This is a genomic window from Streptomyces sp. NPDC040405, from assembly GCF_055595765.1.
Genome location: NZ_JBVIVI010000008.1, coordinates 145412 through 157870, shown reverse-complemented (window position 1 = coordinate 157870; position 12459 = coordinate 145412). Strand labels below are relative to the sequence as shown.

General features: G+C 70.4%; 10 protein-coding genes. 4 read left to right on the top strand and 6 right to left on the bottom strand.

Translation table 11 applies throughout. The features are described 5' to 3' along the window. Positions 1–7: 7 nt before the first annotated feature. On the top strand, positions 8–649 hold the full coding sequence (locus ACZ59A_RS29755) for a hypothetical protein (RefSeq protein WP_470964725.1): 642 nt from the start codon (positions 8–10) through the stop codon (positions 647–649). 38 nt (positions 650–687) lie between these two features. Here the strand turns inward: ACZ59A_RS29755 and ACZ59A_RS29750 are convergent, their stop codons facing one another. The 4 genes from ACZ59A_RS29750 to ACZ59A_RS29735 form a co-directional block, all read right to left on the bottom strand. Next, positions 688–1530 (bottom strand): carbohydrate ABC transporter permease, encoded by an 843-nt coding sequence (locus ACZ59A_RS29750; protein ID WP_470964722.1) that lies wholly within the window; start codon positions 1528–1530, stop codon positions 688–690. Positions 1531–1536: 6 nt separating this feature from the next. Further along, the gene (locus ACZ59A_RS29745; protein WP_470964719.1) at positions 1537–2520 is read right to left on the bottom strand and encodes a carbohydrate ABC transporter permease; all 984 of its coding nucleotides are present in this window, start codon (positions 2518–2520) and stop codon (positions 1537–1539) included. 86 nt (positions 2521–2606) lie between these two features. Beyond that, entirely contained in the window at positions 2607–3950 is a 1344-nt protein-coding gene (locus ACZ59A_RS29740; protein WP_470964716.1) for an ABC transporter substrate-binding protein, read from the bottom strand. 95 nt (positions 3951–4045) lie between these two features. Then, entirely contained in the window at positions 4046–5062 is a 1017-nt protein-coding gene (locus tag ACZ59A_RS29735; RefSeq protein ID WP_470964714.1) for a LacI family DNA-binding transcriptional regulator, read from the bottom strand. Positions 5063–5242: 180 nt separating this feature from the next. Here ACZ59A_RS29735 and ACZ59A_RS29730 point away from each other — a divergent pair, with 180 nt between their 5' ends. Beyond that, on the top strand, positions 5243–6589 hold the full coding sequence (locus tag ACZ59A_RS29730) for a glycoside hydrolase family protein (protein ID WP_470964711.1): 1347 nt from the start codon (positions 5243–5245) through the stop codon (positions 6587–6589). 69 nt (positions 6590–6658) lie between these two features. Here the strand turns inward: ACZ59A_RS29730 and ACZ59A_RS29725 are convergent, their stop codons facing one another. After that, the gene (locus ACZ59A_RS29725) at positions 6659–7564 is read right to left on the bottom strand and encodes an NADP-dependent oxidoreductase (RefSeq protein WP_470964709.1); all 906 of its coding nucleotides are present in this window, start codon (positions 7562–7564) and stop codon (positions 6659–6661) included. Positions 7565–7806: 242 nt separating this feature from the next. Here ACZ59A_RS29725 and ACZ59A_RS29720 point away from each other — a divergent pair, with 242 nt between their 5' ends. Next, entirely contained in the window at positions 7807–9063 is a 1257-nt protein-coding gene (locus ACZ59A_RS29720; protein WP_470964706.1) for an MFS transporter, read from the top strand. A gap of 78 nt (positions 9064–9141) precedes the next feature. Next, positions 9142–9888 (top strand): SDR family oxidoreductase, encoded by a 747-nt coding sequence (locus ACZ59A_RS29715; protein ID WP_470964703.1) that lies wholly within the window; start codon positions 9142–9144, stop codon positions 9886–9888. An 18-nt stretch (positions 9889–9906) separates the two neighbouring features. Here ACZ59A_RS29715 and ACZ59A_RS29710 read toward each other — a convergent pair whose 3' ends face one another. Further along, positions 9907–12384 carry a SpoIIE family protein phosphatase gene (locus tag ACZ59A_RS29710; RefSeq protein WP_470964700.1) on the bottom strand — a complete coding sequence of 826 codons (2478 nt, stop codon included), beginning with the start codon at positions 12382–12384 and terminating at the stop codon, positions 9907–9909. Positions 12385–12459 lie beyond the last annotated feature (75 nt).

Here is a 12459-nt window from a genome sequence, read left to right as displayed (position 1 = left end):
TCGCCAGATGGCCGACGAGTTCGAACAGCTGAGGATCGAGGCATCGAGCCGCGAGTACGGCTCGATGGCCCGCTTGGCACGAGCGCTGTACGAGGCCGACCTGCCCCCGGAACAGGTTCTGCGCGAGTGTTACGGAGTCGACTTCCCCCGAGAGGTCTTCGTGATCGCGGCGGCCGACACGTACGCACTGGACCTGCTGGCGAACTGGGCCAACCAGCCGTGGCAGCTGGCCGTACCACTGGCCCGAGGTGGCCCGGCGTCCCGAGCCGACACGTACGAGCCGAAGGAGCAGCGCCTTCGTGCCCTCGACTCCGACCTGCTCCCCCTGGTGTTCCTGATCCCCTCGGGCATCGGCATCGAGGACCCCAACCTGGTGCTCTGCTACCACCTGACCGAACTTGCAGCAGGCAGATCTACGATCTTCGGCGTCCGCGAAGAAGCCACAACGCCCTCCGAAGCAACCCGACGCGGCGACTCCCTCCTGGCCGTCCTGCACCAGCACCACACGGATTACCTGCGCGAGCTGGAAGAGAAGTCGAAGAACACGGCAGGCAAGGGGGAGTACGACTTGGTACACCCGGAAGAGCTGAGAGGGGCCAGAGCCCTGGTGGACCGGATAGAGACCTTCCAACGCGAAGCAGGGACCTGACCAGCCCCCGCTGCGGGTACGAGGCGATCAACACATGCTCAGCCCTTGACGGCGGAGCTGGCGACGCCCTGGACGAACCAGCGCTGGAAGAAGGCGAAGACGATCAGGACGGGCAGGACGAGGAGGACGCCGAAGGCGAGTATCTGACCCCAGTCCGGGGGTTGCTGGCCCTGGAAGACGCTCATTTCCAGGGGGAGGGGGCGGACGGAGGGGTCGGAGACCATCAGGACCGGCCACAGGAAGGAGCCCCACTGGGTGAGGAAGGTGAGGATCGCGACCGAGGCGAACACCGGCTTCGACATCGGCACGATGATCGCGAAGAACGTGCGCCAGGGGCCCGCGCCGTCCAGTCGGGCCGCCTCCTCGATGCTCGGCGGGATCGCGCGGAAGAACGTGTGGAACTGGTAAATGGAGAAGGCGTTGGCGATGAACGGGACCGCCTGGATGTAGATGGTGTCGCGCTGGTCGTTGAACATGTAGAAGAGCGGCACGGCCACCGACTCGAACGGGACCAGCATCAGCAGCAGCACGAGCGTGAAGACGGCCTCCCGGCCGCGCCACTTCAGCCGTGACATGCCGTACGCGGCCATTGAGTTGACGAAGAGGCCGCCGGTCACGACCACGAACCCGACGAGCAGTGAGATGCCCATGAAGCGCCAGAAGTAGCCGGTGCTGTCGGAGTTGAGGGCGTCGAGGACGGTCGCGTAGTTGTCGAAGGACAGGTGGGTGGGGAGGAAGCCGTTCAGGCCGTTCAGCACCTCGCCCGAAGGCTTGAGGCTGCCCAGCAGCAAGTACAGGACGGGCAGCACGAAGATGAACGCCAGGACACTGAGGACGGCGTAGTCGGCGAAACGGCGCAGGGGCGCGCGGGTCGTGGCCATCGTGGGTCAGTCCTCGCTGTCGGGCCGGACGACGCGGCGCTGGATGAGGGTCAGGGCGACGACGACCAGGAAGAAGACGACGGTGATCGCGGACGCCTGGCCGATGTTGTTCTGGTCGAAGGCGGTGGTGACGGCCTGGTACATGACCGTGCGGGTGGCGTCCTCGTCGAGACCTCCGCCGTGGATGAGGACGTAGACCTGGTCGAAGACCCGGAAGGACAGTACGGAGGTCAGCATGGCGACGAAGACGAGGGTGCCGCGGATGCCGGGCAGGGTGACGTGGCGGAACTGCTGCCAGCGGGTGGCCCGGTCGAGTTCGGCGGCCTCGTAGAGCTCGCCGGGTATCTGCTGCAGGCCGGCGAGCAGGATGACCATCTGGAAGCCGACGCCCTGCCACACCGACAGCACGATGATCGAGGCCATCGCGGTGGCGCCGTCGCCGAGCCAGTCGAAGGCGCCCCAGTTGCCGAAGCTCACCGCGTGCAGCGCGGAGTTGAGCAGGCCCTGGTCGCTGCGGGCGAGGATGAGCCGCCAGATCACGGCGACCAGGGTCATGGGGAAGACGACCGGCATGAAGAACAGCGACCGGAACAGGCCGATGCCCTTCAGCTTGCGGTTGAGCAGGATGGCCAGGGCCAGCGCCAGGCCCGACTGGAGCGGTACGACGACCACGGCGAAGGTGAGGTTGTTGAGCAGGGCCCGCAGGAACGGGCCGGACAGGTCCGGGTCGGTGAACAGGCGCCGGTACTGCTCGATCCCGAAGAAGGTGGGCTCCATCGGGGAGCCGAGGCGCACGTTGTAGAAGGAGAGGACGACGGCGTAGCCGAACGGGATGCCGACGAAGGCGATGAGTCCGGCGACGGCGGGCGTGGACATGAGCAGTGCGTGCGCCCAATCCCGGTTCTTGCGCGCCTGCCGCTTCACGGAGTTCACGGGCGGGCCCTGCTCCCTCGTCGAGGGCGCGGCGGGCGCGGGTTCCACGGTCTTCACAGGGGATGTCCTGTTCCCGGCCGGGACGGGCGTGCCGCGTCGCGCGCCCGGCGCGTCGTAAGCGGTCCCGTCCCGGCCGAAGCGGCCTACTGGATCTTGTAACCGGCGTTGTCGGAGAAGTCCCGGTCGATGGCGCGGGCGGCCTTCTCCAGTGCGCTCTTCGGGTCGGCGCCGCCGTATATCGCGTTCAGGGCGTCGCTGAACTTGGCGGTGACCGTGGGGTATCCGGCGGTGACCGGGCGGGTCACGGCGACGCAGGACTTCGTGGCGTCGCTGTCGCCGCAGGGCTTGGCGAGCTGGTCGGCGAAGAGCTGGAGCGGGCCGCCCCGCTTGTACAGCTCGCTCTTGGCCAGCGCGGACCTGGTGGCGGGCGGGGCGCCGTTGGCCGTCGTCATCGCGGTGACGTTGGTGTCGTTCAGCAGGGTGTCGAGGAAGGTCCCGGCCGCCTTGGCGTTCTTGGAGTTCGCGCCGATGCCCCAGGCCCACGAGCCCTGGCCGGTCTTGGGGCCGTTGCCGAAGTCGGGCAGGGGCAGCACGACGAGGTCGCTGCCGAGGGCCTTGCTGTAGGCGGGGTACATCCAGTGGCCGACCCAGCTCAGCGCGACGTGGCCGTCGGCGAAGGCGTTGCCGTCGGTGTTGGGGTCGGTGTACGGCTTCCAGGACTGGAGGGTCTTCATCGCCGACACCGTGGCGGACGTGTCCAGGGCGCCCGCCGCCTTGCCATCCTTCAGCAGGGAGCCGCCCGCCGACCAGACGATCGGCGCGAAGCCGAAAGTGCCCCACTCGTTGGCGTAGCCGCTGTTCTCCTGGAGGTCGACGACCTTGCCGTCGGAGTCCTTGGCCTTGAGCGCCTTGAGCGCGGCGGTGAACTCGGCGGCGGTCCAGTCGTCGGACAGGCTCGTCGGGTACTTCACCCCGGCCGCGTCCAGCAGCTTCTTGTTGCCGTAGACGCCGAGCCCGGAGTCGTACATGGCCAGGCCGTAGTGCTTGCCGCCGATCTCGCCCTGTGCCTTGCCTGCGCCGGTGGTGTTGGACATCGTCTTCGCGGAGACGTAGGAGTCGATGGGGGCGAGCTTCTTGGTGTAGACGAAGTTCGCCATGGTCGGGCCGTCGAACTCCATCACGTCCGGAAGCTTGGAGGCGTCGGTGGCGGTGATGGTCTTGGTGTAGTCGTTGCCGGGGATGAGCTTCAGCTCGACCTTGATCCCGCGCTGGGAGGAGTTGAAGGACTTCACCGCGTTCCGCAGGGCGGTGTCCTCGTTCTTCTGCCCCTGGTGGGCCCAGACGCTGATGGTGCCCTTGCCGCTGCCGGCTTCCGCGGATACGTCGGCGCCGCTGCCGCCGCCGCAGGCGGCCAGTGCCGCGAGGGGCAGGACGAGGGCCACGCCCGTACAGGCGGTGCGGCGGTACCTTCTGTTGGTCGAGCTCATGGTTCGTGCCTCCGTGCGGTGCGAGGGTCCGTGGTGCTCGGATGCTTTCCGGCGTCGGGTCGTGGGACTTCGGGGGCCTGGCGACGCGGCCGGGGTCACTGGGGTCCGCGCGGGCGCGGCGGGGCGGTGGTCTCGCGCAGGACAAGACGGATGGGCATCTGCACATGCCCGTCCGTCTCGTCCTGCGCGTCGAGCTGGCGCAGCAGCAGCCGGGCGGCCTCGGCACCCTGCCCGGCGACCGGCTGGGCGACGGTCGTCAGCCCGACCACGTCGGCGAGTTCGTGATCGTCGAAGCCGACGACGGACACGTCGTCCGGCACCTTCAACCGGTGCCGCCGCAGGGCGCGCAGCGCGCCCATCGCCATCTCGTCGGACTGCGCGAACACGGCGGTCGGCGGCCGGGAGGCGGCGAGCAGTTCGGTCATGGCCCGCTCACCGCCCTCGACGGTGTAGTCGCCGTCCGCCTCCAGCGCCGGGTCGTGCTCGATCCCGGCGTCGGCGAGTACGCCCAGGTACGCCTGGCGGCGCGTGATGGGCGTGGTCCAGTGCTGCGGACCGCTCGACCCGCTGATCATGCCGATCCGGCGGTGGCCGAGGTTCACCAGATGCCGGACGGCGCTCTCCGTTCCGGCCCGGTCGTCGATACCGACCACGGTGAACCCGGGCCGGGCGCCGCCGACCGTGGTGGCCAGCGGCACCCCGAGCGCACGCAGCGCGGCCGACTCCTCCTCGTCGGGGATGAGCAGCGACAGCACGGCGTCCACCCGCTTGCGGACCGGCATCCTGGCGAAGAAACGCTTACGTGTCTCCGGCGAGCCCAGGTTGTACAGCAGAACGTCGTACCCGGCGGCGCTGAACTCGTGCTCGGCGGCGTCCAGCACGGTGCCGAAGAACCAGCGGCCCACGTACGGCACCACCACCCCGATGGTGAAGGTGCGCCCGCTGGCCAGGCTGGACGCCGAACGGGACGCCGTATAGCCGAGCCGTGCGGCGACGGCCGTGATCTGCGCAGCGACCTCGCCGGAGACGCCCGGCTGGCCGCGCAGCGCGCGGGACACGGTGGACGCCGACACTCCGGCGGCGCGGGCGACATCGGTGATGCTGACGCTCACAGCGCGTTTCTCCCGTCTGTTTCACATCGGTGTGATCTGGGGGTGACGTGACCGTAAGCCCGGCCTCGCTGTTGCGCAAGCGTTTGCGTTGAGTTCTACTTGGACCGATTCGTAAGCGAGACCTTTGAGGTCCATGGTCAGCGCACGCGTTTGAGCGCTGCGATCCGACAGGAACTGTGCATGCGATACGCCCCGCCCGGCCTCTGCGTGAACGACTTCGCCCTGCTCCGCGACGACGACGGCACCTACGCGGTGCTGCACCTTCAGGGCCCGTGGACGAGCGAGTTCGACCACCTGAGGATGGAGACCTCGTACGGCCGGGCCACCTCCACCGACCTGGTCGGCTGGCGGCCCGGGAGCGTCGCCTTCGGCAATGGGCTGCCCGGACGCTTCGACCAGCAGGCGGTGTGGACCATGCATCCCGTCCGGCACGGCTCCGGCGACGGAATGGCGATGTTCTACACGGGCGTGAGCGGACTGACGGAGGGCGGCTGGCCGCTCCAGTCCGTCGGGCTGGCGTACTCCGACCGCACCGACGGCACCGGCTGGCGCCGCCACGGCACCGGGCCGGTCGCCGAGGCGGACGCCCGCTGGTACCGCACCGGTGAACGCATGGGCTGGCGCGACCCGTTCGTCGTACGCGACGACGAGGCGGACGGCTGGGTCATGGTCGTCTGCGCCGCCGACGCGTCCCTGCCCGTCGAGGTCAGCGGCTGTGTCGCCTGGGCGACGTCGGACGACCTGGAGCACTGGACGGTCCGTCCGCCGCTCATCTCACCGGGTGACGTGGACGAGTTGGAGTGCCCGGTCCTCGAACGTCTCGACGACGGAAGCTGGCTGCTGATCGGCTCGATCGGCGCGACCCGCGGGTTCGAGGCGTGGACCGCGCCCCGGCTGCGGGGACCGTGGACCCGCCGCGGGCCGCTCGGCCCGACCGGCTCGTACGCCCCGCGCGTCATCGCCGCCCCTGACGGCTCCCGCGTCGTCCTGCACACCACCCCCCGGCAAGTCGGCCTCACCGACTCCGGCGAACGCTGCCGCGGCATGCTGGCCCAGCCCAAGTCCCTCGTCGTACCGGCCGGATCGGCGCCCCGCCTGGAGTGGTGGACCGGCCTGGACGCCTGGCTGCTGGAGGAGACGACGGAGCCCGCGCTGCACGCCGTCGGTGATATCGATGTCTCCGGGCGCGTGGAGATCACCCTGCGCACCGGCGAGGGCGGCCCCGCCCTGGCCGTCGGCTGCGACGGCAAGAACCTCTGGGTCACCGGCCCCGCGGGCGTATCCCTGGGCGAGACCGTCCTGACCGAACCCGCCGCAACTCTGCGGATTCTCACGGTCGGCGAGTACGTCGAGGTCTACGCCGACGGCGTCTTCGTCCTGACCACCCTGTGCTACTCGGGCCACCCCGCCCCCTGGACGGCGGTGACGGAAGGACGCACCCGCGCCATCCCCGTCCGCCCCGTACGCCTGCCGGATCCCGACCGCGATGACGCCTCCGCCGTATGGCCAGGTCCGGCGACGCGCTGAACAGCCCCGACGCGCTGAACGGCCCCGCCACGACGACCCGGACCGCCGGGACCCGCGCCGGGACAGGCTTTACGGCAGCAGCACCAGCTTGCCGCGTACGTGTCCGGCCTCGCTCTCCGCGTGGGCCGCCGCCGCGTCCGCGAGCGGGAAGCTCCGCGCGACCGGCACCCGGATCCCGCCCTCCGCCGTCGGCCGGGCATACCCGGCGAGGGCGTCGGCGTCGCGGTCGCCGCCGCGGGAGAAGGCGACACCGTGCTCGGCGGCGGTCGGGTCGGCGATGGTGACGATGCGCTCCGGCGTACCGCCGCGCAGCTCGATGGAGACAGGCAGCACGCCCTTGCCCGCCGCGTCGAAGACCGCGTCCACTCCCTTCGGGGCCACCTCGCGGACACGGTCGGTCAGCCCTTCCCCGTACGCGACCGGGAGGGCGCCGAGCGCGCGCAGATAGTCGTGGTTGCCCGGAGACGCGGTGCCGATGACGGTGACACCGCGCGCGACGGCCAGCTGGACGGCGGCCGAACCGACCGCCCCGGCGGCGCCGTGCAGCAGCAGCGTCTCGCCGTCCTTGACGGCGAGCTGGTCCAGGACACGGTCCGCCGTCTCGGCGGCCACCGGGAGCGCGGCCGCCTCCTCCCAGCCCAGTTCACCGGGCTTGCGGGCGACGACGGAGGCCAGGGCGTACGCGGCGTAGGCGCCGGTCGCCATGAAGCCGAACACCTCGTCGCCGACCCCGAGCCCGGTGACGCCCTCCCCCACCTCGTCGACCACTCCGGACGCCTCGGTGCCGAGGATCGCGGGGAACTCGGTGGGGAACACCTCCCTCATGGCGCCGCCCCGGATCTTGTAGTCGAGCGGGTTCACGCCGACCGCCCTGACCCGCAGCCGCACCTGCCCCGGGCCCGCGTGGGGTTCGTCGGCCGTCGTGAGCCGCAGCACCTCGGGCCCGCCGTACTCCTCGAAGACGATCGCTTCCATCCGTCCCACCTTCTCGTCTCGGTACCGTCGCCTCCCTTCAAGCGTCGGCCATGGAGCTCACCGCGGCAGAAGGAACGAAAGGCGAGGGCGAATCCCCGCAGGCCGTGCCCGGTGGCCTTGCCCGCCGCATTGCGTTGAGGCAGGCTCGGGCCTATCCGGCCTTCGCGCAGCCCGGAGGGAGAATGTCCGCTCGCAGGCCATCACCCATTGCCACGCCCCCGGATTCCAGCACCGTCCGCCGGGTGACGCTCGCCGCATCGGCCGGGGTTTTCGTCGAGCTCTACGACTACGGCATCTACGGCTTTCTGGCCGGAACCCTGACCTCGGTGTTCTTTCCTCAAGCGAGCGGCCACGCGGCGCTGATGCTGAGCTTCCTGGTCTTCGGGATCCCCTTCTTCGTCCGCCTGCTGGGCGGCGTCGTCTGCGGCTATTTCGCCGACAGAGTGGGGCGGCAGCGGGTACTGGTCTTCGTCATCCTCCTGATGAGCGTCGCGACCGCCGCCATCGGCGTGCTGCCCGCCTATGCCGCCTTCGGTATCGCCGCTCCGGTCCTGCTGATGCTGCTGCGATTCACCCAGGGGTTCTCCCTCGGCGGGGAGGTGGCGGGTGCCATGAGTTTTCTCGCCGAATACGCTCCCGGCGGGCGCAGGGGGAGGATCACCAGCTACGCCCAGCTCGCCTCGTTCACCGCGCTGCTCGTCGGCACCCTGCTGGCCACCGTCCTGAACGCGGGCCTGAGCGAGCAGGCCATGCGGTCCTGGGGCTGGCGGATCCCCTTCCTCATCGCCTTCCCCATGGGCCTCATCGGCCTCTACATCCGCAAGCGGGTCGGTGAGACCCCGCGGTTCGAGAGGCTCAAGGAGCGGGGCCGGCTCTCCGCCAGCCCCGTGCGGGAGGCGCTGTCCTCCCCCGAGCACCGCAGGGCGATCCTGCTCATCCTGCCGATCACGCTGCTCAACAGCTCCGGCTACTACGTGCTCTTCGTATACATGCCGACGTATCTCTCCTCGGAACTGGGATTCAGTACCGTGCGGGGACTGCTCGTGACGGCGTGCACCCTGGTCGCGATCAGCATCGCCATTCCGTTCGCCGGGCGTCTCTCGGACCGTCTGGGCCGCCGCCGGGTCGTCGCGGGGGCCGCGCTGCTCATGGCCGTTCTGGGAGTTCCCTGTTATCTCCTGCTCAGCCAAGGCTCCGTGCCGCTCGCCATCGTGGGCGGAGTCCTCCTGGCGATCCTCTTCGCGGGCTACACCGGTGTCATCCATATCCTTCTCGTCGAGCTGTTCCCCACCCGCGTCCGCGTTTCCGCCTACGCCTTCGGATACAACTTCGCCACCGCGCTGTTCGGCGGCTCCGCGCCTTTCCTGATGACCTGGCTCATCGGGCTGAGCGGAAACACCCAGTTCCCGAGCTACTACGTCGTCGCCACCGCTCTCGGATCGTTCGCCGCCGTACGGAACATCCGTGAGAGCGCCCATCTCCCGCTGCCCGACGAATGAGCCCGGCGAATGAGCCCGGCGGGGAAATGATCTAAGCTCGAAAGAGGAAACCCGGCGTACACAGAGGGCCGTCGCCATATGCCATTCTCCGACTACCGGACCGCGCTGGTGACCGGTGCGTCCGCGGGTATCGGCGCCGCCGTCGCCGAGCGCCTGGCGAAGCAGGGCCTCACGGTCCACGCGCTGGCCCGGGACGCCGAGCGGCTGGAAGACCTCGCGCGGCGTACGGGCTGCGTACCGCACGCCGTGGACATCTCCGACACCGACGCCCTCACCGACGCCGTGTCCGGGTTCAAGATCGACATTCTGGTCAACAACGCCGGGGTCGCCCACGCCGACACGATCCTCTCCATGGACGAGTCCGCCGTCGACGAGCAGCTCGCCGTCAATCTGCGGGCCGTGCTCCACCTCGTACGGCTGCTCATGCCCGGCATGGTCGAGCGCGACCTGGGCCATGTCGTCAACATCGGCTCGATCGCCGGGGTGTACAACTTTTCCGGCAACACCGTCTACCACGCGACCAAGGCCGCGGTGCACACTCTCTCCCGCCAGCTCCGGATCGACGCCCGCGGCCGCCGGGTCCGGGTCACCGAAATCTGCCCCGGCCGGGTGGAGACCGAGATCTTCGCCCGGGTGCTGGGCGACCGGGAGGGGGCTCGGCGCATCTACTACGACGGCTACGAGACGCTGCGCCCCACCGACATCGCCGATGCCATCGAGTACGCCATCGGCGCGCCGCGCCACGTCAACATCGGGCACATCGAGATCGTGCCGACGTTCCAGGTGCCCGGTGGCCTCAGCTTCGAGCGGCGCCTGGACGGCTGAGGCCGCGCGGGCGACCGGTCAGTCGGCCGGGAGGGCCTGCTCCGCCCAGATGATCTTTCCGGTGGGCGTCTGCCGGGTGCCCCAGCGGCGGCTGAGCTGGGCGACGAGCAGCAGTCCCCGCCCGCCCTCGTCGAACACCCTGGCCCGGCGCATGTGCGGGGCGGTGGTACTGGTATCGGAGACCTCGCAGATGAGGGTGCGATCGCGGATCAGCCGCAGCTGGACGGGGCCCCGGCCATGCAGGATGGCGTTGGTGAACAGCTCGCTGACGACCATCTCCGTCGTGAACGTGAGCTCGGCGAGCCCCCAGGCCACCAGCTGGGCAGTCGCCCGCCCGCGGGCCTCGGCGACGAGGGCGGGCTCGGCCGGCAGCTCCCAGGTGGCGACCTGATCGACGTCCAGGGCGCGGGCCCGGGCGACGAGCAGGGCGACATCGTCGGCCGGATGCTCGGAGAGCAGGGCCCGCAGCACGGTGTCGCAGGTGTCTTCCAGTGAGCAGGTGTCTTCCGTGTCTTGCGGCTGACGGGTGTCTTCCGGCGGGAGCGACTGTTCGGTGAGGACCTCGCGCAGCCTGTCCATGCCCGAGCCGATGTCGCGGTCGCCGGATTCGATCAGGCCGTCGGTGTAGAGGACGAGCAGGGCGCCCTCCGGTATCCCCACCTCGACGGACTCGAAGGGCAGGTCCCCCAGGCCCAGCGGTGGGCCCGCGGGCACGTCGCAGAATTCCACCGTGCCGTCGGGGGTGACGAGAGCGGGCTGCGGGTGGCCCGCGCGGGCCGCGCAGCACAGTCGGGAGACCGGGTCGTAGACCACGTACAGGCAGCTGGCGCGGATCACGTCGTAGTCGCCCGGCTCGGTGTCCTCCGAGGCGAGGCGCACCACCACGTCGTCGAGGTGGGTGAGCAGCTCGTCCGGGGAAAGGTCGATGTCCGCGAGGGTACGGACGGCGGTGCGCAGCCGTCCCATGGTGGCGGACGCGTGGATGCCGTGGCCGACGACATCGCCGACGACCAGCGCGACCCGGGCGCCGGAGAGCGGGATGACGTCGAACCAGTCACCGCCCACGCCGTAGCGGGAGTCGGCGGGCAGATAGCGGGTGGCGAACTCGACGGCCGACTGCGCGGGCAGGCCCTGCGGGAGCAGGCTGCGCTGGAGGGCGACGGCGGTGCCGCGCTCCCGTGTGAAACGGCGGGCGTTGTCGATGCAGACGGCCGCTCTGGCCGCCAGCTGCTCGGCGAGGATCAGGTCGTCCTCGGTGAAGGTGTCCGGGTGGAGGCGGCGGGAGAAGAGCGCCGCGCCGAGGGTGTTCCCGCGGGCGACCAGAGGTGCCGCCACGAGCGACTGGACCCCGAAGTCGGTGCGCTTGGCGTTCCGCTTGGGGTCCCGGTCCATCCACCGGAAGTAGTCGGTGTCCCAGGGCCCGGTCAGCACCGCCCGGCCGGTGGCCAGGCAGCGGGCGGGGGGCGAGAACTCCGGGTAGGTGTCCGTCTCGCCGATGTCCACGGCGGCCTCGGGGGCGTCTTTCGCGTGGGCGGACTCGTGCGCGACGCGGCGCAGCAGGACATCGCCGGAGACCGGGCCCGGGGTCGGCTCGTCGCCGCGCAGTACGGAGTCCAGCAGGTCGACGCTGATGAAGTCCGCGAAGCGCGGCAGCGGCATGCTCGCGAGCTCCTGGGCGGTGCGCGTGACGTCCAGGGTGGTGCCGATCCGGATGCTGGCCTCGTTCAGCAGGTCGAGGCGCTCGCGCGTCCGGTGCAGCTCGCTGATGTCGAGCCCGGCGGCGACGATCGCGCACACCCGGCCGGTCTCGTCCGTGAGGGGCGAGAGGGAAACGGCCCAGGCGTGGTCCCGCGTCTCGCCCGCCGCGCGGGTGAGGGTCTGGGCATGCTCCGCTTCCCCCGTGCGTATCGCCTTCCGCATGGCCGTCTCCACCTGCTCGTTGACGGGGTCCCCGGCCAGGAAGCCGGATCGCCGCCCGCGCATCTCGTCCTCCGAGAGGCCCGTGACCTGGCACATCCGCGTGTTGGCGCGCAACAGCCGCAGTTGCGTGTCGTGGATCGCCATCGGCCAGGCACCTTGGGTGAACGAGCGCTCCGTCACCGCGTCGGCTGGGTGCGCGTCCGTCGCTGCCGCCGGTGCCGTCAGGACCGCCAGCAGCCACCGGTCACTGCCGTCGCTGTTCCGCAGCGGGCAGGCGAGCAGGTCCAGGTCGAGCGGGCCGCCGTCCCGGTGCCGCGCCGTCATCCTGCCGCTCCACGGCTCCCGACCCGCCAGCGACCGCCGGGCGGCGCCCGGCAGGGATCCCTGACCGCCCCAGAGCAGCTCCGTGGCCGCCCGCCCCACCACGTCGGCGGCGGGGTAGCCCAGCAGCCCCTCGGCGCCCACGCTCCACCGCAAGACGGCTCCCCCCGCGTCGAGAACCACCGTGGCCCAGCGCGCGGTGCCAAGACCCCCCTCCGGCGCCCCATGGAACGTCGCGTCCCGAGTGTCATCCATCGTGATCCGTCCGGTACGTGGCGATCGGCCGAACAGGCCGTTCCACGTGGCTTCCACCCAGAGTACATCTGCGCC

Coding starts and splice junctions, on each gene's coding strand:
- ACZ59A_RS29740 (WP_470964716.1), bottom strand. CDS start 3,950: ATGAGCTCGACCAACAGAAGGTACCGCCGCACCGCCTGTACGGGCGTG.
- ACZ59A_RS29710 (WP_470964700.1), bottom strand. CDS start 12,384: ATGGATGACACTCGGGACGCGACGTTCCATGGGGCGCCGGAGGGGGGT.
- ACZ59A_RS29715 (WP_470964703.1), top strand. CDS start 9,142: ATGCCATTCTCCGACTACCGGACCGCGCTGGTGACCGGTGCGTCCGCG.
- ACZ59A_RS29725 (WP_470964709.1), bottom strand. CDS start 7,564: ATGGAAGCGATCGTCTTCGAGGAGTACGGCGGGCCCGAGGTGCTGCGG.
- ACZ59A_RS29750 (WP_470964722.1), bottom strand. CDS start 1,530: ATGGCCACGACCCGCGCGCCCCTGCGCCGTTTCGCCGACTACGCCGTC.
- ACZ59A_RS29755 (WP_470964725.1), top strand. CDS start 8: ATGGCCGACGAGTTCGAACAGCTGAGGATCGAGGCATCGAGCCGCGAG.
- ACZ59A_RS29730 (WP_470964711.1), top strand. CDS start 5,243: ATGCGATACGCCCCGCCCGGCCTCTGCGTGAACGACTTCGCCCTGCTC.